Below are 20982 nucleotides of genomic sequence, written 5' to 3'. Positions count from 1 at the left end.
GGCACGGCCTTGCTCGCCGTGGCGGCGGGGGCGGCCTTCTTCACCGGGGTGGCGGCCGCTTTCGTCGCCCGGGACGGCGTCCCGGCTTGCCGAGAGGTGGCTTGCTGTGCTCTTGTCACAGTGGTACCTCCCGTCACATCGGCGGCATTGCCCCGCCCGGCACCGCTCGCTGACCGCCTCGTCGGCACGGCATCAGCCCGCTCGGCCATGGCTCCCCCAGATGCAAAATGGGCGCGCGACGCGCGGTCGCGCACTCCAGTGGCTGGCAAGAATACGGAATGTGCACGCGTCCGACAAACACGCCACACGTATTCGGACCAATTTGATCAGTTATTGGCGCCGATCATCGCCATGTTCGGCAAACCAGCGAGCCAGTCTTCCGCGCCTGCTCACGGCCCGCAGCCGTTGCTCCGCAGCGTCGCGCACCTGCTCGGTGGTGACGATCAGGAGGCTGTCGCGGGTCTTCAGACGGGTCTCCGGCGCCGGCACGAACGCACCGCCGTCGCGCAACACCAGCGTCACGACCGCGCCGAGAGGCAATCGTAACTCGTCCACGTGCACGCCGTTGAGCTTCGAGCCGTCCGGCACCTCGACCTGCAACAGATCCGCCCGCATCCGCTCCAGCGGCGCCGCCTCGACCTGCAGGTCGGTGGGCTCGGCGGGCGCGGTGACGCCGAGGCGGCGCGCCACCGGGGGCAGCGTGACGCCCTGGGCCGCCGTGTAGATCACGACGAGCACGAAGACGACGTTGAACAGGTCCTGCGCGCCGGGCAGCCCGGCCGAGAGCGGGATCGTCGCGAGCACGACCGGCACCGCCCCCCGCAGCCCGGCCCAGGACAGGAACGCCTGGTCGCGCCAGCCCGGACCGGCGCGGGTGAGCAGGAACGGGGCGCTGCTGACCAGCACCGACAGCGGGCGGGCGAGCAGCACCAGGACCAGGCCGACGACCAGCGCGGTGACCACGGCGCCGCCCAGCTGGCTCGGCGAGGCGAGCAGGCCCAGCAGCACGAACAGGCCGATCTGGGCGAGCCAGGCCAGGCCGTCGGCGAAGCCGAGCATGGCGCGCCGGTGCGGCAGGCGGGCGTTGCCGAGCACGACGCCGGTGACGTAGACGGCCAGGAAGCCGGAGGCGTGCGCGACGGAGCCGGCCGCGTAGGCGAGCACGGTCAGGCCGATCGCGGCGAGCGGGTAGAGGCCCGCCGAGGGCAGCGCGGCCCGGCGCAGCGCCCAGGCGCCGCCGAACCCGACCAGCAGGCCGATCGCGCCGCCGGCGACGAGCTCGTAGGCGACGAGGGCCAGCTGCTGGTACCAGGGCTCCTGGCTGCCGAGGGGCGCCGAGAGCAGCACGACGAGGATGACCACGGGGGCGTCGTTGATGCCCGACTCCGCCTCCAGCAGCGCGGCGAGGCGCGGCCGGACCGGGACCCGGCGCAGCGTGGAGAAGACGGCGGCGGCGTCGGTGCTGGAGAGCACGGCGCCGTACAGCAGCGCCTGCTGCCACCCGACCCCCAGCGCGAAGTGCACGACCGCCCCGACGACGGCGACGCTGACCACGACCCCGACGGTCGAGAGCACCACGGCCGGGCCGAGCACCGGGCGCAGATGCGACCAGCGCGCGGTGAGGCCGCCCTCGGCGATGATCACCACCAGCGCGCAGATGCCCAGCGTGCGGGTCAGCTCGGCGTTGGCGAACTGGATGCCGAAACCGGCCTCGCCGATCGCGACGCCGAGCAGCAGGTAGACCAGGAGGCTGGGCAGGCCGAGGCGCACCGAGAGGCGGACCGCTCCCACACACACCAGCAGGACCGCCGCGCCGACGAGGAGCGCGACGTTGAGCTCGTGACTCAACGGCGGCCCGCCAGCAGGCCGGCGACCCGGTCGGCAAGCTCCGCGGATGACACGGTGGACGGATCGGCGAGCTCGACGAGCTTGTCCCGGCTCGCCGCCCCGGCCTTGAGGCGCAGGGCGGACGGGCGCACCCCGATCGCGGCGGCGAGGGCCTTCAGCGCGGCCTCGGTCGCCTGTCCGTCGACGGGGCGGGCGTGCACCGCGACGACCACGGCGGGACCGAACGGCCCGGGGTGGCTGCCGCCGACCGCGGTGCGTGAGGCACCGGGGCGGACGCGGATCGCGATGGTGGGCATGCCTCATTGTGAAGGTTCACCCGATCGAGGTCGATCCTCCGGCCGGGCGGTATCGAAGACCGCAAGCAGAAGGCCGTGACGGCAGGAGCGTCACGGCCTGCCGAACGTCGTCCTACCGCCGGGCGGCGAGCAGCACATCGTTCGGCGCGCACATCGCGCACGGGGTGAACCCGAGCTCGACCGCCTCGTGGGCCGGCAGCGGCTCGTGCTCGCGGCCCAGCAGGTGCGGGCAGCTCGGCACGTGGTAGCGGGGGCGGCCGTCGATGACGAGCACGTCGTCGTGCAGCGCGGCGACGCGGGCGAGGTCGGCCGCCGTGGAGAGCTCGATCGCGGGCTCGTCCGCCGGGTCCTCGTCGTCGTAGTCGTCATCGTCGTCATCGTCCTCGGCCGCGGCGGGCTCCTGGTAGGCGTTCTCGTAGGCGCCGGCCGGCGGGTGCTGGTCGTACTGCGGCGGGTACTCGTCGTAGCGGCCGCCGCTGTCGCCCTGCTGCGGGATGGCGGACTCGGGCTCGTCCCGGAGCGGAGCCATCATCGCCGTCTCGTCCGGGACCGCGGGCCGCCCGCCCGTGGAGCTTCCGTAGGTGGTGCCGGCGCGCGCCCCGGCCCCGACCGCCTGGCGCTCGACGCGCCGGCCGTACTCCCCCGCGTGCTCCTCGTCCTCGCCGCCGAGCTCGTCCGAGCCGAGGTGGGAGGCGAACGGGTCGTAGCGCTCCGAGGGCACCTGGCGCCCGGTGCGGGTGGTGCGGGCCGAGCGCGCCGCCGCGGCCTGGCGACCGCCCACGATCAGCGCTACCGCGGCCAGCAGGCTTGCCCCGATGGACGCCACCAGCAGGGCGTCCGAGCCCTGCAGCAGGCCCAGCACGAGCAGGCCGACGGCCACCACGATCAGCAGCAGGCTTCCGACGATCACGGCCCTGTCCCTCCGCACAGCGAATCCCGGGGCGAGTACCGAAGGCCTCTCCGGGCGAGTGTCTCTCAGCCGGTACAACGAACGAGCCTGTCGGAAGTCTCCCAGAATGACCGGCGCCCCAGCCGAATTTCGACTGGGGCGCCGCGTGTCGCATTGACCGGCCGCGTGTCGGCCGCTGCCGGTCAGCCGCTCTGTGCCGTCACTTCACTCGTGTGGGTGTCGTGCTGGGTCGTGCTTGGCCACGCTGGGGGGACCAGCGGGTCAGCGACCCGCACCCTCGTAGCCGCCCGCGAGGCCGGCCGTGGCCAGGCCGCCGCCGACCGCCGGGCGCGCCGCGCCCTCGCCGCGCTGCGCCATCTCGGCCTCGAGGCTCTGCTCACGACCGGTGAGGTCGCGCAGCTGGCTCTCCAGGTAGGCCTTGAGGCGGGTGCGGTACTCGCGCTCGAACTGCTTGAGCTCCTCGATGTGCTTCTGCAGCGCGGTGCGCTTGGCGTCCAGGCCGCCCATGGCCTCCTGGTGGCGCTGGCGGGCGTCACGCTCGAGCGCGTCGGCCTTCGCGCGCGCGTCGCGGGTGACCTCCTCGGCCTTGGTGCGGGCCTCGGACAGAAGCTTGTCGGCCTCGCGGCGCGCGTCGGACACGTGGTCGTCCGCGGTGCGCTGGGCCATCATGAGCACGCGCAGCGCCTGCTGCTCGCCGTCGCCGGTGCCACCGGCGCCGCCCGGACCGCCCTGGGCCCGGATCTGGTCGAGCTCCTGCTGCATCCCGCGGGCGGCCTGCTCCGCGGAGGACTTCTCGCGCTGGACGCGCTCGAACTGCGTCTTGAGGTCGGCGAGCTCCGCGGCCAGGCGGGGGTCGCCGCCGGCGCCGGGCGCCACGCGGGCGGGGCCACCGCCGCGCTCGAGCTGCGCGCGCAGCTCGTTGTTCTCTTCGATCAACCGGGCGAGCTCACGCTCGACCTCGTCGAGGAAGGCGTCGACCTCCTCCTCGTCGTAGCCCCGCTTGCCGATTGGGGGCTTCTTGAAGGCGACGTTGTGAACGTCGGCCGGGGTCAGCGGCATCGAAACTCCTCGGGTCAGTTGCGGCCGCGTGGCCGCCGAGCGGTGCGTGTCACGAGAACGCCGCGATCAGCCGCCCTAACACGACGTACATCAGCACGAACAGGATAACCAGCAGCACAAGCGAAGACAGGTCCACGGCCACGGTACCAATACGCAGCGGACGAATCACCCGCCTCAACGCTTTGAGCGGCGGATCGGTGACGCTCCACACCACTTCCAGCGCCGCCGCCGCGCCCCGGCCGGGTTGCCAGCGGCGTCCGAACTGCATGACGTAGCCCATCACGAAGCGTGCGAGGAGCGCCACCAGGAAGAGGTAGAGCAGCAGATGCACGATCTGCAAGGTGATGGACACCACGGTCGTTGAGTCCTCGCTCAGCTCTGGTTGAAGAACCCGCCCTCGGCGATCTTAGCTTTGTCCTCCGCGGTGACCTGGACATTTGCCGGTGAGAGCAGGAAGACTCGGTTGGTCACCCGCTCGAAGTTACCACGCAGGCCGAATACGAGTCCGGCCGCGAAGTCGACCAAACGTTTGGCGTCCGCCTCGTCCATTTCGGTGAGGTTCATGATCACCGGCACGCCGTCGCGGAAGTGCTCACCGATCGTGCGGGCCTCGTTGTAGGTGGTCGGGTGCAGCGTGGTGATCGCGTAACGGCGGTCGTCGCTGTCCTCGTCCACCTGGGCGCGCTCACGGACGGAGCTGGTCGGGGCGAGTGCGAGATTGTCGCGCGTCGGGTAGCTGACCGACGTGTTCGGGCGCGTGATCGAGCGCACGGTGCTGGCCCGGCTCGCGGAGCCGGTCTCCAGGCGCTCGGCGGCCGACAGGCGCTCCGAGGCGGACAGCCGCTCGGACGACGAGAGCCGGTCGGAGGCCGAGATGCGCTCCGAGGCCGACAGGCGCTCCGAAGTCGTGCGGGAACGCGGCGCCGGGACCTCGTCGACGTCGTCCTCGTCGTCGAGAAGGTCGTCGCCGTACCGGTAATGACGATCGTCGTACCCACGATCGTCCTCGTCCTCGACGAGACCGAGCCAGACGCCCGCCCTGCGCAGAGCACCCATCCGCGCTCCTCCGTCCACCGCCATGCGGCACTTCCCCCCGTTGTCGGTGCCACCGATCACGTTGTGCGACACCGCCCCGCCGGCGCAGAACCACACCCGTGTAGTTTTCCGTTCCCGCGGGCCAGGCTACCCCAGCGGGGTGCGTTTTCCGAGCAATGCGCTGCCGACACGAACGTGTGTCGAGCCGTGCAGAATCGCGGATTCGAGATCGTCGCTCATACCCGCCGAAATCCAGTCCGCCGCACCGTCCGGACCGGAAAAACGCTGACGAATGCGCGCCGCGATCGCCTCGAGCCGGGCGAATGCCTCGTCCGGCTCCCAGCCCAGCGGCGCGACCGCCATGACCCCGCGCAGGGCGAGGCCGGGGCTGGCCGCGATCGCCTCGGCGACCTTCTCGACCTGTCCCGTGAGCGCACCGCCGCGGTGCTCGTCGTCGTCCAGGCTGACCTGCACCAGCGCCCCCAGCGGGGTGTCCCGCCCGGCCTTGAGCACGGCGTCGGCCAGGGCGTCCACCAGGCGCAGGCTGTCCACGGAGTGCACGACATCGGCATAGCCGGCCACCGAGCGCGCCTTGTTGCGTTGCAGCTGCCCGACGAAGTGCCAGCGCAGGCCGGGCACGGCGGCGGCCTTGGGCGCCGCCTCCTGGTCCCGATTCTCGCCGACGTCGCGCACGCCCAGCTCGGCCAGCCGGGCCACGTCCTGCGCCGGGTAGGTCTTCGTGACGGCCACCAGGGTGACCGACTCCGGCTCGCGTCCGGCGGCGTGGCAGGCCGCGGCGATCCGCTCCCGCACCGAGGCGAGATTGGCCGCGATCTGCTCGGTCCGCACGTCCACGAAAACCCCCTGAAAAACGGCGATTGGGTAGGCCGCTCTTGCGGCCTACCCAATTCAAGCAGAGCTTACGCCGTGATCAATTACGCACCGTTCTTGAGGAAGTCGGGCACGTCGACGTCGTCGAACAGGACCCGCCGGGGCGGCGGCGGGGCCTGGCGCTCCTGCGGGGCCGGCTCCTTGGGCTGGCTGTGCTGCGGGCCGTGCGGCGTGCGCGGGGCCCGCGCCTCGATCGGGCGGTACGCCGGGGCGCCCCCGTCGAAGCCGGCCGCGATGACCGTGACGCGCACCTCGTCGCCGAGCGCGTCGTCGATGACCGCGCCGAAGATGATGTTCGCGTCCGGGTGGGCGGCGTCGGTGACCAGCTGCGCCGCGTCGTTGATCTCGAACAGGCCCAGGTCGGAACCGCCGGCGATGGACAGCAGCACGCCGCGCGCGCCGTCCATGCTCTGCTCCAGCAGCGGGCTGGAGATGGCCGACTCGGCGGCCTCGACCGCGCGGTTGTCGCCGCGGGCGCTGCCGATGCCCATGAGCGCGCTCCCGGCTCCGCTCATGACGCTCTTGACGTCGGCGAAGTCGAGGTTGATGAGGCCGGGCGTGGTGATCAGATCGGTGATGCCCTGGACACCGGAGAGCAGCACCTGGTCCGCCTGGCGGAACGCGTCCATCATGCTGATGCCGCGGTCACCGAGCGCCAGGAGCCGGTCGTTGGGGATCACGATGAGCGTGTCGCACTGGTTGCGCAGCTCCTCGATGCCCGCCTCGGCCTGCACCTGCCGGCGCTTGCCCTCGAACGAGAACGGCCTGGTGACCACGCCGATGGTCAGCGCGCCGAGCTTCCGCGCGATGTTGGCCACGACGGGCGCGCCGCCGGTGCCCGTCCCGCCGCCCTCGCCACAGGTGACGAAGACCATGTCGGCGCCCTTGAGCACCTCTTCGATCTCGTCGCGGTGGTCCTCGGCCGCATTCTTGCCGACATCGGGATTGGCGCCCGCACCCAGCCCGCGGGTCAGTTCCCGGCCGACGTCGAGTTTGACGTCGGCGTCGCTCATCAGCAGGGCCTGGGCGTCGGTGTTGATCGCGATGAACTCGACGCCCTTCAGGCCAACCTCGATCATGCGATTGACGGCATTGACCCCGCCGCCGCCGATGCCGACGACCTTGATGACCGCGAGATAGTTGTGCGGATGTGTCATCGGACCACCTTTCCTTTCGAGGTTGGCGAGCGCCGATCCTGTCCGGTGCCGAGCGATGAATCCCGGTCCGATCCCTGAGGGACCTGTCCCGAGCCCGACCCCGTGACGGGCGGCGTCCGCCAATGCGAACGCAGCGGATGGGGGTCCCGCAAACCCTCACCCTTTACTAGAGGCTTATAGTTATGTCAACTAATGCCTTATCGCAAGGTAAGGGCCCGACTGTCGTGATCCAAGGACCGTGCCCCGGCGTGTCGGGCGATTCGCCTGCGACGCCGTCGAATTCCTAACGGCCGCGGCGAGCCCGGTGTGACGGGCAGGTGCCCACTTGTCCGGGCTCACACATGCCCCGGCTCACTTCTCCGGGCTCACTTCTCCAGTACGACGCCGGGCGCGCTCACGTCGAGGGTGCGCCCCGGCTCGATCGTCGTGCGCTCCAGGACCCGGACCTTGGCCGCGTTCTGGGTGGCGTCGCCCCACAACACGACCCGATCGCCGGTCAGCTCCAGCTTGATCCGGGTCGGCGACTCGGCGACCAGCGCCGTCATCTGCGCGAGCACCGGCGGGGAGAGCGCGGCCAGCACGGTCAGGGCGCTCTCGGTGGTGGCGTCGCCGGGCTCGGGCTGGGCGACACGGACCATCGGCAGGCCCGGCGGCGCGGCGTCGACCGGCAGGAACGCCACCCCCTCGGCGTCGAGCAGCGTGAAGCCGCCGACCTTGGGCACGGCCGCGACCGCGGTGCGCTCGGTCACCGCGATCGCGAGGGTGTGCGGGTAGTGCGTCTGGACCTGCACGGTGCGCACCGGCTTGAGCGCCTCGCGCACGCGGCGCTCGACCGCGCGCACGTCCACCCGCGGCATCGGGGTGCCGTCGCGCACGGCGGCGGCCGCGCGCACCGACGCCGGGTCGAGCACGCCGGCGCCGGCGACCTCGATGCGCTCGACGCCGAGGGCCGGGGTGAGGTACACCACCGCCGCCGCCCCGCCGAGCAGCGCGACGACGCCGAGCACCACCAGCCAGGGCAGCGCCGCGCGGATGCGGTGCTGCCGGGCCCGGCGGGCGAAACGGCGCACGGACTGCGGCGCGTCCCGGGGAGCCAGGACGAGCCGCCACCCGCGCGTGCCACTCATGTCAGTCGTCGCTGCGGGAATGCCGGCCCACGTACTCGTCCGGCTCGTCCCCGCCCTTGAGCGCGGCGAGCAGCTCGTCGCCCATGAGCGAGATCGGCGGAGCGCCCATGGTGACGACCACGTCGCCCTCGCGGACGCGGGCCACCACCTCGCCGGGCACGTCCTCCCAGGACGGCACGAACACCTTCTGCGCGTCGGGCAGGTTCACCGCCGCGGTCAGCGCGACGCCGCCCTCGCCGGGCTCGCGCACCTCGCCGGGGCCGAAGACCTCCATGATCACGGCCTCGTCGGCGAGCGAGAGGCCCTCCGCGATCTCGGCCTGGAAGTCGCGGGTGCGGTACACCCGGTACGGCTGGAACACCACCACGAGCCGCCCGTCGCCGGCCACCTCGCGCAGCGTGCGCAGGGCCGCGGCGATCGGCACCGGGTGGTACGCGTACTCGTCGTAGACCCGCACCCCGCCCTCGGTGCCCTTGAACTCGAAGCGGCGGCGCACGCCCGGGAACGTCGCCAGGCTCTCGATCGCCGTCTCGGCCGGCACGCCCAGCCGCAGCGCGGTGAGGATCGCCCCGGCCGAGTTGAGGCCCAGGTGCGCGCCCGGCACCGGCAGGAACACCTCGCCCAGCGGCACCCCGTCGTGGTGGGCCATGTAGCGCACCCCGTGCACGGACGAGCGGACCTCGCTGATGCGCAGGTCGGCGTCGGGTGCGGTGCCGTAGGTGACGACGTCGGCGCCGGCCGCCCGGGCCCGCACCGCCATCCGCATCGCGCCGGGGTCGTCGGCGCACGTGACCACGAACCCGCCCGGCTCGACCCGGCCGCAGAACTCGACGAACGCGTCCTCGAGGCCCTGCAGGTCGCCGTAGGTGTTGAGGTGATCGGCGTCGATGTTGGTGACGAGCGCGACGTGCGGGGAGTAGAGCAGGAACGAGCGGTCGCTCTCGTCGGCCTCGGCCACGAACAGCTCGCCGCTGCCGTGGTGGGCGCTGGAGCCGATCGCGGAGATCTCCCCGCCGATCACGAACGACGGGTCGAGCCCGGCGTGCTGGAGGATCAGCGTGATCATCGAGGTGGTGGTCGTCTTGCCGTGCGTGCCGGCCACGGCCACGGCGCGCCGGCCGTTCATGGTCGCGGCCAGGGCCTCGGAGCGGTGCAGCAGGCGCAGGCCCCGCTCGCGGGCGGTGACGAGCTCGATGTGGTCCTTGGGGATGGCGGTGGAGTAGACGACCGTGTCCACGCCGTCGAGGTTGGACGGCTCGTGGGTGCGGTAGATCGTGCCGCCGAGGGCCTTGAGGGCGGCCAGGTGGGGCCACTCCTTGAGCTCGCTGCCCGAGGTCGGGATGCCGCGGGTGAGCAGCAGGCGGGCGAGCCCGCTCATGCCGACCCCGCCGACCCCGACGAGATGGACCTTGCCCAGCTCTTCCGCCGTGATCCCCGTGCTCATGCTCCGACCACCTTCAGGAGGTATCGACGAAGGGCCTCGTCGCCGTCGCGGCGCCCGTATCCGGCGGCCGCGCGGCTCATCGCCGCGAGCCGGGCGCCGTCGCGCACCAGCGGGACGATCTGCTGGGCCACGTATTCGGGCGACAGGTCGCCGTCCTCGACGATCAGCCCGCCGCCGGCCTCGACCACCGGCAGGGCGTTGCGCCGCTGCTCGCCGTTGCCCCAGGGCAGCGGCACGTAGACCGCCGGGATGCCGATCGCCGCGGTCTCGGCGCAGGTGATCGCGCCGCCGCGGCAGATCGCCAGGTCACCGGCGGCGTAGCCGAGCTCCATCTCGGAGAGGAACTTGATCCGCACGTACGGCGCGGGCAGGCCGGCCGGGATGTCGAAGTCCTCGTTGCGGGCCCCGACGATGTGCAGCACCTGCACGCCGGCCGAGGTGATCGCCTTGGCCGCGCCGGCCACCGCGTTGTTGATCGAGCGGGCGCCCGAGGACGCGCCGAAGACGAACAGCGTCGGAAGATCGGGGTCGAGGCCGAAGTAGCGGCGGGCCTCGGCGCGGCGGGCGGCCCGGTCCAGGGTGGTGATGCTCTGCCGCAGCGGCACCCCGACCACCGGCGCGTCCGCCACGGCCGGCATCTGCCGGGCCTGGTGGGGGAAGCCGAGGACGACGTTCTTGGTGAACCGCATGGCCATCTTGTTGGCCACGCCCATCGGGACGTTGACCTCGTGGATCACGCTGGGCGTCTTGCGCCGCCAGGCGGCCAGGTAGGCCGGGACGGACACGTACCCCCCGAAGCCGACCACGGCGTCCGCGTTGACCTCGTCCAGGATCGCGCGGGCCGCCTTCGCCGCCCGCCACATCCGGTCCGGGGTGCGCACCAGGTTCATGTTCACCGAGCGCGGCAGTTGGTAGGCCGGGACGTGCCGCAGGTCGTAGCCGGCGCGCGGGATGAGGTCGTTCTCCATGCCGCTCGCCGAGCCCAGACACGTGATGCGGACGTCGGGGTCGTGCCTGCGCAGGCAGTCGGCGAAGGCCAGCAGCGGGTAGATGTGCCCGCCGGTGCCTCCGCCGGCCAGCACCACCGAGCGCAGCGCTGCCATCAGGTGCTCCTTCCGCGGGGCGACCCCGCGAAGGTGGGCCGGCCCGTCGTGCGTGTCGAAGGGTCCGTGCCGTCGTCGTCCTCGCGAGCGCGCGGAAGCGGCGGCAACGGCGCCCAGAGTAGTCGCACCCATTTCCGCGGCGGACGGGCGTGCATGGCTCGCGCGCAGTCCGGCTCGGCGCGGGCCGCCGACGTGAGGATGCCGGCCGCGCCGAGCGCGACGACCAGGGCGCTGCCGCCGTCGGAGATGAACGGCAGCGGCAGGCCGGTGATCGGCATCAGGCCGACGACGCCGCCGATGTTGATGATCGCCTGGCCGACGAACCAGATCGTGATCGCCGCGGCGACCAGGCGGCGGAAGGGGTCCTCGACGCGGCGGGCGATGCGCAGGCCGGTGTAGGTGAGCATGCCGAACAGCAGCAGCACGACCATGCAGCCGACCACGCCGAGCTCCTCGGCGACGATGGCGAAGATGAAGTCGTTGTGCGCGTTGGGCAGCCGGCCCCACTTGAGCTGGCCCTGGCCGAGGCCGACGCCGAACCAGCCGCCGTCGGAGACCGCCCACAGGCCGCGCAGGTACTGGTACCGCCCCGCCTTCGCGTCCGGGTCGATGCTCGGGTCGAAGAAGACCTTGAGCCGGTCCAGCCGGTAGTCCTTCTTGGCCGGCAGCAGGATGAGCGCGACCACGCCCGCGAGGAAGAACCCGCCGAGCCAGCCGAAGACCGGCAGCCGGGCGCCGGCCGCCCACAGCAGCCCGGTGAAGAGCACCACCATGCAGATCATCGAGCCGAGGTCGTTGTAGCCCACGAGGATCAGCAGCAGGATGGTCACCGGGAACAGCGGCATGGCCAGCTCGCGCCAGGTCATGATGGTGCGGCCCTTGCGCACGAGCAGGTCGGCGCCCCAGACCACGAGCGCGATCTTGGCCAGCTCGGCCGGCTGGATCTGGAAACCGCCGATGTGCAGCCACAGGTCCTCGACCCAGATCGGCCCGAGATGGATCGCCGACGCGCTCTGCCCGTCGGGGGCGCGGCGGCCCGACAGCCAGCCCATCAGGTCCACGAAGCACATGAGCACGATCGAGGCGATCAGCATCGGGATGGCCACGGCACGGAACGTGCGCACCGGCAGCCGCTGGCACACCCAGAACGCCAGCAGGCCGACCACGGCCGAGAGCGCCTGCTTGGCGATCGAGGTGAACGGGCTGCCCGTGGTCGCGTAGCTGTTGACGCTGGTCACCGAGAACACCATGACCAGGCCGATGAACACGAGCAGGCCGACGCTGGACAGCAGCAGGTAGTAGGAGGCGAGCGGACGGTCCAGCAGACCCCGCAGCGACCCGACCAGGTTGGCGAGCCAGCCGCCCTCGTTCGGAACTTCCTCCCCGTCGCTCCTCATGCCGCCCATCATTCCGGCTGCGCCGCGGCCGGGCGGCCGCGACGCGCCGTCGGGATGTGCCTTAGGAGGCGCCGCTCATCACACGCAGGAAGTCGGCGGCGAAGAGCCCGAGGGCCGCCGCGACGCCGAGGCCGGAGATGATCCAGAACCGGACCACGATGTTGACCTCGCTCCATCCGGCCAGCTCGAAGTGGTGCTGGAGCGGGACCATCCGGAAGATGCGTTTGCCGGTGGTGCGGTACGAGCCGATCTGCATGACCCAGGTCACCACGATGATCACGAAGAGCAGGCCCAGCAGCGGCAGCAGCAGGATGGTCTTCGTGGCCACCGCGAGCCCGGCGATGAGCGAGCCGAGCGCCATGGAGCCGGTGTCGCCCATGAAGATGCGGGCCGGGGACGTGTTCCACCACAGGAAGCCGACGAGCGCGCCGACGGCGGCCCCGGCGATCAGGGCCATCTCCAGCGGGTCGCGCACGTCGTAGCAGTAGGGGGCCTGGTACGACGGGTCGGCGCACCAGTGCCGGTACTGCCAGAAGGCGATCGCCATGTAGCTGATCAGCACCAGGATCGACGTGCCGGTCGCGAGGCCGTCGAGGCCGTCGGTCAGGTTGACCGCGTTGGACATCGACATGACCACGAACACGAAGAAGATCACCGCGGCGATCTTGCCGATGTTCAGCCAGTCGATGTCGTGCACCCACGACAGCTTCGGGCTGGCCACGGTGGTGACGTCCTGGCGGCCGGTCTTGTCGGCGGAGACGTAGAGCGCGATCGCGCCGAAGATGGCGCCGATGAGCGCCTGGCCGATGAGCTTGCCCCGCTTGTTCAGGCCGTCGCTGTTGCGCTTGGCGACCTTGAGGTAGTCGTCGAGGAAGCCCAGCAGGCCGGTGAAGACGAACAGGCCCAGCAGCACGACCGCGGTGGCCGTCGGGCCGGCCGGGCGCAGCTGGGCGTCGGGCAGCGTGGTGAGCGCGATGTGCCCGCCGGTGTAGGCGACCAGCGTGGCGAAGATGAACACCACGCCGCCCATGGTCGGCGTGCCCTTCTTGCCGAGGTGGGTCTGCGGGCCCTCGGTGCGGATGGGCTGGTCGGCCTTCAGGCGGGTGAAGTACTTGATCGCGATCGGCGTGCCGAACAGCGAGATGAGAAACGCGACGAAGGCCGCGACGAAGACGGCCCTCACTTGCGGAAATCTTCCGTGCGCAGGGCGTCGGCGACGTCCCAGGTCCGGTAGCGCGATCCCTTGACCAGGACCACGTCGCGTGGAAGCAGCTCGGCGCGCAGCAGCGCCACGGCGGCCTCCTGATCGGTCACGAGCACCGAGTCTCCTCCCCAACTCGCCACGGCGGCCGCCCCGGTCAGGATCGGCGCGGCCTGCTCGCTGACGGCCACGAGACGGTCGACGCCGAGCTCCGCGGCGAGACGACCGACCTCCTCGTGTCCGGCTCGCTCGTACCCGCCGAGCTCCGCCATGAAGCCGAGCACGGCGATCTTGCGCCGCCCGCCGGCCACCGCGACGAGCGCGCGCAGCGCGGCCGCCATGGACGCCGGGTTGGCGTTGAACGAGTCGTCGATGACCGTGACATCGTCGGCACGGTCGAAGACATCCATCCTTCGGGTCGACAAACCCTCGAGATCGCCGAGTCCCGCCGCGATCGCGGCTGGCTCGAGGCCCGCCAGCGTCGCGACGGCCGCGGCGAGTAACGCGTTGCCGACGCTGTGGCGCCCCGCGACACCGAGGCGGACCGGGACGGGCGCCGCGCCGGGGACGGTGAGGGTGAAGCCGAACCGGCCGCGGTCCAGGGCCACGACGTCGGTCGCGCGCACCTGCGCGTCGGCGGCCTCGCCGGCCAGCACGACGCGGCCCGTGGTGCGCCCGGCCATGGCCCGGACCCGCTCGTCGTCGGCGTTGAGCACCGCGACGCCGCCGGGGCCGAGCGCCTCGACCAGCTCGCCCTTGGCCTGCGCGATGCCGTCGACCGAGCCGAACTCGGCGATGTGCGCGACGCCCACGTTGAGCTCGACGGCGACGTCCGGCGGGGCGATCTCGCAGAGGTACTTGAGGTGCCCGATCCCCCGCGCGCCCATCTCGAGCACGAGGAAGCGGGTGTGCTCGTCGGCCTTCAGCACCGTGTACGGCGTGCCGAGCTCGTTGTTCTCCGAGCCGGCGGTGGCCACGGTCGGGCCCTGCGCGGCGAGCAGCCGGGCGACGAGGTCCTTGGTGCTGGTCTTGCCCGAGGAGCCGGTGAGCGCGACGACGGTGATGCCCGCCTCGGCGTGCAGCCGGTCGAGCACCGCGCGGGCCAGCAGCCCGAGCGCGTGGCGGGGGTCGTCCACGACGACGACGGGCACCCCGGGCACGGGCCGGCTGCCGAGGACTCCGGCGGCGCCGTCGGCCATCGCCTTGCCGGCGAACTCGTGGGCGTCGACCTTCGCGCCCGCGAAGGCCACGAAGAGGCTCCCGGGACCGATCTTGCGGGAGTCGTACTCCACGCTGCCGTCGACCACCGCGTCCCCGCCGCCGCCGTGCAGCTCGCCACCGACGATCGCCGCGATCTCGGCCAGCGTCAGCGCGATCATGAGGCCGCCTCCGCCAGCGCGGCGGCCAGCTCCACCCGGTCGTCGAACGGGAGCACCTCGCCGCCCACCTCCTGGCCCGTCTCGTGCCCCTTGCCCAGCAGCGCGACCACGTCGCCGGGCTTGGCCTGCGCGACCGCGTGGGCGATGGCGTCGCGCCGCCCGCCGATCTCCACCACCTCGGCCGGGCCGCCCGCGGCCCCGGCGAGCACCTCGGCGCGGATCGCGGCCGGGTCCTCGGTGCGCGGGTTGTCGTCGGTGACGATCACGAGGTCGGCCCCGTCGGCGGCGGCCCGGCCCATGAGCGGGCGCTTGCCGCGGTCCCGGTCGCCGCCGGCCCCGACGACACAGAGCACCCGGCCGCCCCGCGAGGCCGCGAGGGTGCGCAGGGCCTTGAGGACCTCGACCATGGCGTCGGGCTTGTGCGCGTAGTCCACGACGCCGACGACCTCGCCGGGGGCCTCGACGCGCTCCATGCGCCCCGGCGAGCCCGGCGCCTCGGCCACGGCCCGGGCCGCGACGTCGAGGTCGACGCCGACGGCGACGAGGGAGGCGACGGCGAGCAGCGCGTTGGCCACGTTGTGCCGCCCGGGCAGCTGCACGCCCGAGCGCGCCGTCCGTCCGCGCCAATGCACGTCGAACGCCTGGCCGTAGCCGGCGGTGGTCACGCCGGAGACACTGAAGTCGGCTTCGTCACCAGCAATGGAGTAGGTCCACGACCCGGGCTTGCGCAGTCGCATTACCGACACATCGTCGAAGTTGAGGATCTCCACGGCGGCGCGGCCGTCGAACAGGCGCGCCTTGGCCGCGAAGTAGGCCTCCACCGACGGGTGGAAGTCGAGGTGGTCCATGCCGAAGTTGGTGAAGCCGGCGGCGGCGAAGCGGACCCCGCCGACCCGGCCGACCTCGAGGGCGTGGCTGGAGACCTCCATGGCCACCGACTGCACGCCGCGCTCGAGCGCCGCGGCGAAGAGGGCGTGCAGGTCGGTCGCCTCGGGGGTGGTCCGGATGCTCTTGACGGTCAGGTCGCCCAGCCGGGTCTCGACGGTGCCGATGAGGCCCGTGACCTGGCCGGCGGCGCGCAGCCCGGCCTCGATGAGGTAGGTGGTCGAGGTCTTGCCGGCGGTGCCGGTGACGCCGATGGTGGTCAGTCGGCGGGTCGGCTCGCCGTACACCTTGGAGGCGACGCCGCCGAGCACGTCCCGGGGCCTGTCCACGACGATGAACGGGACCCCGGCGCCGGGGCGCACCCCGGCGGGGTCGGTGAGCACCGCGACCGCGCCGCGCTCGAGCGCCTCGGGGATGAACTGGGCCCCGTGCACCCTGGCTCCCGGCAATGCCGCGTAAAGATCACCCGGCAGCACCGCCGAGCTACTGTGTGTCACCCCCGTGACCGAGACGTCTTCCGAGCCGCCGCCCAGCTCACCGATGAGCGTGGGGCGGACATTCCGCGGACGGGGATAGCCGGGCACGGGGTCAGACCCTACCCGCCCGTCCGCGCGGCCCCGGAGCCGGTGTCACGGGTAGATCGTCAGCTTCGGCGGCTCGGTGCCGGTCGGGGTGACCCCGAACGTGGACAGGGTGAGCGCCATCATCTCCTTGAACGCCGGGGCGGCCACCGAGCCGCCCGCGCCGCCGGGCACGTGGGCGTTCACCGCGATCACGTAGCGGGGCGCCTCGGCCGGGGCCATGCCGATGAACGACACGACGTCGCCGGGGGCGTAGCCGCCGTTCTGCGGCAGCTTCGAGGTGCCGGTCTTGCCGGCGATGCGGTACCCCGGGATCGCCGCCTGCTTGCCGGTGGCGTCGTCGAGCGTGGTCACGCCCTCGAGCATCACCCGCAGCTCCTGCGCGACCTTGGGGTCGAGCACCCGGCGGGTCTGCTGGGCCGGCGGCTTCGTCACGGTGCCGTCGGGCGCGATGATCTTCTTCACCAGGGTCGGCTGGACGTAGAGGCCGTCGTTGGCGATCGTGGCGTACACCGCCGCCATCTGCAGGGCCGTCGTGGCCACGCCGTTGCCGATCGGGATCGAGCCCGGGCTGGAGCCGGTCCACTGGTTCGGCGGCAGGAGCTGGCCGGGCGACTCGTTGGGCAGCCCGACGCCGGTGCGCTGGCCGAGGCCGAACTTCTGCTGGTACTCGTACAGCTTGTCCTTGCCCAGCCGGTCCGCGACCGCGATGGTGCCGACGTTGGACGACAGCGCCAGGATGCCCGGGATGGTCATCTGCGTACCGTCGCGCTGCGGCGGGTGGTCGGTGTAGGTGGTGTCGCCCTTCTTCACCTTCGAGTTTACCGTGACCGCCGTGCCCGGGGTGATGATCCCCTCCTGGAGCGCGGCGCCCATGACGATCGCCTTGTGGATCGAGCCGGGGTCGAAGACCGTCGCGGTGCACTGGTCCTTGAGCAGGCTCGGGTCGGTGCGCCCCGGGTCGGCGGCGGCGAAGGACGGGTAGCTGGCCATCGCCATCACCTCCGACGTGTGCGCGTCGAGCACGACGGCCGTGGCGAAGTCGGCCTTCAGCGGCTCCATCCGCTCGGCGAGGGCGCTCTGCACCGAGAACTGCAGGTCCTGGTCGATGGTGAGCTCCACGTTGCTGCCCGGGCGGGCCGGCTTGAGCTCCTCGTAGCCGTAGGGCAGCGGCTTGTCGAGGTCGCCCTCGCCGTGCTCGTACACGTGCAGCCCGTCGACGCCGCGCAGCACCGAGTCGTACTGCTTCTCGATGCCCATCTGCCCGTTCAGGTCAGGCTTGGACGTGAAGCCGATGATGTTCGAGGCCAGGTCGTAGCCGGGGATCTCGCGGCGCTCGTCGCGGTCGACCTTGAGCGCGCCGACGTGCAGCGCCTCGATGCGGTCGCCGTCGGCCGGCTCGATCTGGTGCACGAGGTATTCGAAGCGCACGTTGGTCCGGCCGTCGGCGGCCTTGTGCGGGGTCATCTTGCGCACGAGGTCGGAGCGCGGCACGCCGTACTTGTCCAGGATCGTGAAGAGCTTGTCGGCCAGCGCCTCGGGGTCCTTCACCGCCATCGGGTCGACGGCGACGTAGCGGGTCTCGACCGAGTGCACCAGGATCTTGCCGTTGCGGTCCAGGATGGCGCCGCGCGAGGCGGGCAGCACGGCGCGCACGAGGCGGTCCTTGAGCCCCTCGGCGGCGTAGGCGCTCGCGTCCGTCAGCTGCAGCTGCACCAGGCGCACGCCGATCGCGGCGAACAGCACCAGCGCGAGGACGGTGGCCAGGCGCAGGCGGCGGCGCGGCTCGGCGAGCTTGGGCAGGCCGGGGCGGCGCTTGAGCCGGGGCACGCTCACCCGGCTCTGCTTCTTGCGCACCGGGGCACGCTTGGCGGGGGCCTTGCGCGGGTTCGGCGCCTTGCGCAGCGGCGAGCCCGCGGCCTTACGGCCGGCCGGGTTCGCGGCCTTGCGGACGGCAGGGTTCGCGGACTTGCGGACGGCCGGGGTGCGCCGCTGCCGCGGCGCCGGCTCCTCCGGGTCCAGGTCGATCGGGTCGGGCTCGGGTTCGGGCGCCGCGGGGCGGCGGCTCGCGCGCCGCGGCTGCTCGCTGCGCCCGCCCTGGATCACCTCCAGGGCGGGGCGGAACGGGTCCCCGCGCCCGCCCGCGTCGACCGAGGCGTCGCGCACGGAGCGCCCGCGCGGCGTGTACCGCTTCGCCTCGGACATCGTCCCGCGCAGCGGCGGCTCGTCGGCCGCCCCGCCCGAACGGGAACGGGCGGAGGCACCGGTACCCCCCGCACCGGCGCGACCGCCCGTTCGCTGCCGGCCGGCGGCGCTCCCGCGCTCGGTGGTCTCCCGGCGCCCGGCGCTCCCGCGCCGCTCGCCGCCCCGCCGATCAGGAGTGTCGCCAGCCATGGTCCTGACTTCCGTTCGCGTCCACAGTGGACCCACAGTGGATCCCGCTCTGGACTTGGTGGAATCGCTTGGTTACTTGCTCGGACCGGGCATCTCCAGCTTGGTGCCGTCGGGCAGCACCAGGAACGCCGGCGTGCGCGAGGGCACGAGCCCCAGCTGCTTCGCCCGCGACGCGAGCGTCACCGGCGACTCCTTGTTGGCCAGATCGCTGCGCAGCCGCTCCTCGTCGCGGTCGAGGCCCGCCTGCTTGGTCTTCAGCGCGTCGAGCTTGAACGCGTTCTCGGCGATCCGGGTGTTGAGCACCAGGATGCCCACGACGCCCGAGAGCACCAGCACCAGCACCAGCACCACGAAGGGCGCCCGCGGCGCACTGACCGGTGCCGGTGGTGCCACCCGCAGACGGCCCTCCCGCCCCGGTCGGGCGGGCTGGGTCGACGGCTGGGCGGACCTGGTTGCGTGCTCGGTCTCGGGCTCCGGCTCGTACTGCGGCTGCAGTGCCGTCGCACCGTCGATCTGTGGGTCCCGTCGCGCCTCGAACTGCTCAGCGCCGCGCCCCGTGGTCCGGCCCCCCGACCGCGGTGCACTCCGCTGACTCCTTCCCTGCCGGTCAGCCGGCAGTGTCGTCACGTTCATCACACCTCCCCCAGTGTGTCTGCCCGAACTCCAGACGGATTCGGGCCTGGCTTGCGTTCCACCGCGCGGAGCCGAACCGACGCCGCGCGCGGGTTGGCCGCTGTTTCGGCCGCGCCGGGGAGCTCGGCCCCCCGGGTGAGCGCCCGCAGCTCCGGTTCGCTGCCGGGCGGCTCGAACGGCAGCTCGACCGGGACGGTCGAGCGGGTCCGTTCCGTGATCGCCTGTTTGACCAGGCGGTCCTCGAGTGAGTGGTACGACAGCACGACCAGCCGCCCCCCGGGCCGCAGCGCGTCGAGCGCTGCGGGGATCGCCGACTCGAGGACCGCGAGCTCGCGGTTGACCTCGATGCGCAGCGCCTGGAAGGTGCGTTTGGCCGGGTGACCGCCGGTGCGCCGGGCGGGCGCGGGGATGGCGTCACGGACGAGCTCGGCAAGGCGGGCCGAGCTCGTCAGCGGCGTCTTCTCACGCTCCCGGACGATGGACGCGGCGATGCGGGAGGCGAACTTCTCCTCCCCGTAGACGCGCAGGACCCGGGCCAGCTCGCCGTGGCTGTAGGTGTTGAGCACCTCGGCCGCGGTCGTGCCGCGCGTCTGGTCCATGCGCATGTCCAGCGGTGCGTCCTGGGCGTAGGCGAACCCCCGCCCGGCGTCGTCGAGCTGCATCGACGACACGCCCAGGTCGAACAGTCCGGCGTCGATCCGCTCGCCGCCGAGGACCTCGGGCAGCTCGTCGTAGACGGCGTGCACGAGGCGGATCCGGTCGGCGAACGGCGCCAGCCGCTTCGCCGCGAGGCCGAGGGCCTGCGGGTCGCGGTCCAGGCCCAGCAGCCGGGCCTGCGGGTGCGCGCGGAGGACGGCCTCGGCGTGGCCGCCGAGGCCGAGGGTGGCGTCGAGGTACAACGCTCCCGGCCGGGCCAGCGCGGGGGCGAGCAGCTCGAGGCAGCGCTCGAGCAGCACGGGCACGTGAACGTCCCGCTCCCCCATCGTCGACCCCCTGCCAGCGGCGGAAATCGCGGTCCCGCCGTGCTGCTCCCCAAAAAAAGTGCTCACGTGCGCGAGCGCCGTACCGCCAGCTCCCCATCCGCCCCTCCGCCCTGGCGCCGGGGAAGTGGCGTCAGGACTTCGAGAAACTCTGAGCGGCTGGAGAGCTGCCGGTACGGCGGCCTCAAAGTCGGTTGCTGCAGGGATCTCACAGCCCTCCCGGCAGCACCCCCTCCTCGATGCCCGCGAAGTCCTCTTCGCTCTCGGCGAGGTAGGTGTCCCACGCCTGGCGGTCCCAGATCTCCACCCTGGTGCTCGCCCCGATCACCACGAGGTCGCGGTCCAGCCCGGCATACTCGCGCAGATGCTGCGGGATGGTGACCCGGCCCTGGCGGTCGGGAACCTCGTCGTGCGCGCTGGCGAAGAACACCCGGCCGTAGGCGCGGGCCGCCTTGTTCGTCATCGGTGTGGCGCGAAGCTGTTCGGCGATCCGGGCGAATTCGGCGCCGGGGAACACGTAGAGGCAGCGCTCCTGTCCCTTGGTGATCACGACACCTCCCGCCAGCTCGTCCCGAAACTTGGCCGGCAGGATCAACCGGCCCTTTTCGTCCAGGCGAGGAGTGTGGGTGCCCAGAAACACGGACAACCACCCCTTCCCACCG

The 20982-nt window shown here is 72.3% G+C and carries 18 protein-coding genes and 1 pseudogene; all 19 read right to left on the bottom strand.

Translation table 11 applies throughout. The features are described from left to right. Positions 1-330: 330 nt before the first annotated feature. Positions 331-1848 (bottom strand): potassium/proton antiporter, encoded by a 1518-nt coding sequence (locus tag AC6JBM_RS53000; RefSeq protein ID WP_497981065.1) that lies wholly within the window; start codon positions 1846-1848, stop codon positions 331-333. Next, the gene (locus tag AC6JBM_RS52995; protein WP_497981064.1) at positions 1845-2144 is read right to left on the bottom strand and encodes a DUF167 domain-containing protein; all 300 of its coding nucleotides are present in this window, start codon (positions 2142-2144) and stop codon (positions 1845-1847) included. Before AC6JBM_RS52995 ends, AC6JBM_RS53000 begins: the two co-directional genes overlap by 4 nt. Positions 2145-2256: 112 nt before the next feature. Continuing rightward, positions 2257-3054: a hypothetical protein gene (locus AC6JBM_RS52990; RefSeq protein WP_497981063.1), complete on the bottom strand. Its 798-nt coding sequence runs from the start codon at positions 3052-3054 to the stop codon at positions 2257-2259. Positions 3055-3315: 261 nt separating this feature from the next. Next, positions 3316-4113, bottom strand: coding sequence for a DivIVA domain-containing protein (locus tag AC6JBM_RS52985; RefSeq protein WP_497981062.1), 798 nt, complete (start codon positions 4111-4113; stop codon positions 3316-3318). Between the two features lie 49 nt (positions 4114-4162). Next, on the bottom strand, positions 4163-4468 hold the full coding sequence (locus AC6JBM_RS52980; protein ID WP_344612605.1) for a YggT family protein: 306 nt from the start codon (positions 4466-4468) through the stop codon (positions 4163-4165). A gap of 17 nt (positions 4469-4485) precedes the next feature. Next, positions 4486-5169: a cell division protein SepF gene (locus AC6JBM_RS52975; protein ID WP_497981061.1), complete on the bottom strand. Its 684-nt coding sequence runs from the start codon at positions 5167-5169 to the stop codon at positions 4486-4488. Positions 5170-5295: 126 nt separating this feature from the next. Continuing rightward, a complete protein-coding gene (locus AC6JBM_RS52970; protein WP_497981060.1) occupies positions 5296-6003 on the bottom strand; it encodes a YggS family pyridoxal phosphate-dependent enzyme in 708 nt (235 codons plus the stop codon). An 80-nt stretch (positions 6004-6083) separates the two neighbouring features. Further along, positions 6084-7196, bottom strand: a complete 1113-nt coding sequence (gene ftsZ, locus AC6JBM_RS52965) for a cell division protein FtsZ (RefSeq protein ID WP_350614811.1) — start codon at positions 7194-7196, stop codon at positions 6084-6086. A gap of 365 nt (positions 7197-7561) precedes the next feature. After that, positions 7562-8323 (bottom strand): cell division protein FtsQ/DivIB, encoded by a 762-nt coding sequence (locus tag AC6JBM_RS52960; protein ID WP_497981059.1) that lies wholly within the window; start codon positions 8321-8323, stop codon positions 7562-7564. A 1-nt stretch (position 8324) separates the two neighbouring features. Next, the gene (gene murC, locus AC6JBM_RS52955) at positions 8325-9767 is read right to left on the bottom strand and encodes a UDP-N-acetylmuramate--L-alanine ligase (protein ID WP_497981058.1); all 1443 of its coding nucleotides are present in this window, start codon (positions 9765-9767) and stop codon (positions 8325-8327) included. Beyond that, entirely contained in the window at positions 9764-10870 is a 1107-nt protein-coding gene (gene murG / locus AC6JBM_RS52950) for an undecaprenyldiphospho-muramoylpentapeptide beta-N-acetylglucosaminyltransferase (RefSeq protein WP_497981057.1), read from the bottom strand. Before murG ends, murC begins: the two co-directional genes overlap by 4 nt. Next, complete coding sequence (locus AC6JBM_RS52945) at positions 10870-12267, bottom strand: FtsW/RodA/SpoVE family cell cycle protein (protein ID WP_497981056.1); 1398 nt, start codon at positions 12265-12267, stop codon at positions 10870-10872. The genes murG and AC6JBM_RS52945 overlap by 1 nt, the downstream gene beginning before the upstream one ends. Positions 12268-12328: 61 nt before the next feature. Then, positions 12329-13450 (bottom strand): phospho-N-acetylmuramoyl-pentapeptide-transferase, encoded by a 1122-nt coding sequence (mraY, locus tag AC6JBM_RS52940; protein WP_497981055.1) that lies wholly within the window; start codon positions 13448-13450, stop codon positions 12329-12331. Beyond that, entirely contained in the window at positions 13447-14847 is a 1401-nt protein-coding gene (locus AC6JBM_RS52935; RefSeq protein ID WP_497981054.1) for a UDP-N-acetylmuramoyl-tripeptide--D-alanyl-D-alanine ligase, read from the bottom strand. Before AC6JBM_RS52935 ends, mraY begins: the two co-directional genes overlap by 4 nt. After that, a complete protein-coding gene (locus tag AC6JBM_RS52930) occupies positions 14844-16316 on the bottom strand; it encodes a UDP-N-acetylmuramoyl-L-alanyl-D-glutamate--2,6-diaminopimelate ligase (RefSeq protein ID WP_497981053.1) in 1473 nt (490 codons plus the stop codon). The genes AC6JBM_RS52935 and AC6JBM_RS52930 overlap by 4 nt, the downstream gene beginning before the upstream one ends. Positions 16317-16361: 45 nt before the next feature. Further along, on the bottom strand, positions 16362-18518 hold the full coding sequence (locus AC6JBM_RS52925; protein ID WP_497981052.1) for a peptidoglycan D,D-transpeptidase FtsI family protein: 2157 nt from the start codon (positions 18516-18518) through the stop codon (positions 16362-16364). A 261-nt stretch (positions 18519-18779) separates the two neighbouring features. Continuing rightward, positions 18780-19100, bottom strand: coding sequence for a cell division protein FtsL (gene ftsL / locus AC6JBM_RS52920; RefSeq protein WP_497981051.1), 321 nt, complete (start codon positions 19098-19100; stop codon positions 18780-18782). 293 nt (positions 19101-19393) lie between these two features. Then, positions 19394-20323 (bottom strand): annotated as a pseudogene (gene rsmH / locus AC6JBM_RS52915) (16S rRNA (cytosine(1402)-N(4))-methyltransferase RsmH); the annotation flags it as partial. A gap of 205 nt (positions 20324-20528) precedes the next feature. Next, positions 20529-20960, bottom strand: coding sequence for a division/cell wall cluster transcriptional repressor MraZ (gene mraZ / locus AC6JBM_RS52910; RefSeq protein WP_350615145.1), 432 nt, complete (start codon positions 20958-20960; stop codon positions 20529-20531). Positions 20961-20982: the final 22 nt, after the last annotated feature.

It is taken from the genome of Dactylosporangium thailandense (assembly GCF_059739745.1).
The sequence above is the reverse complement of the archived record's forward strand: the minus strand, read 5'-3'. Positions and strand labels throughout refer to the sequence as shown.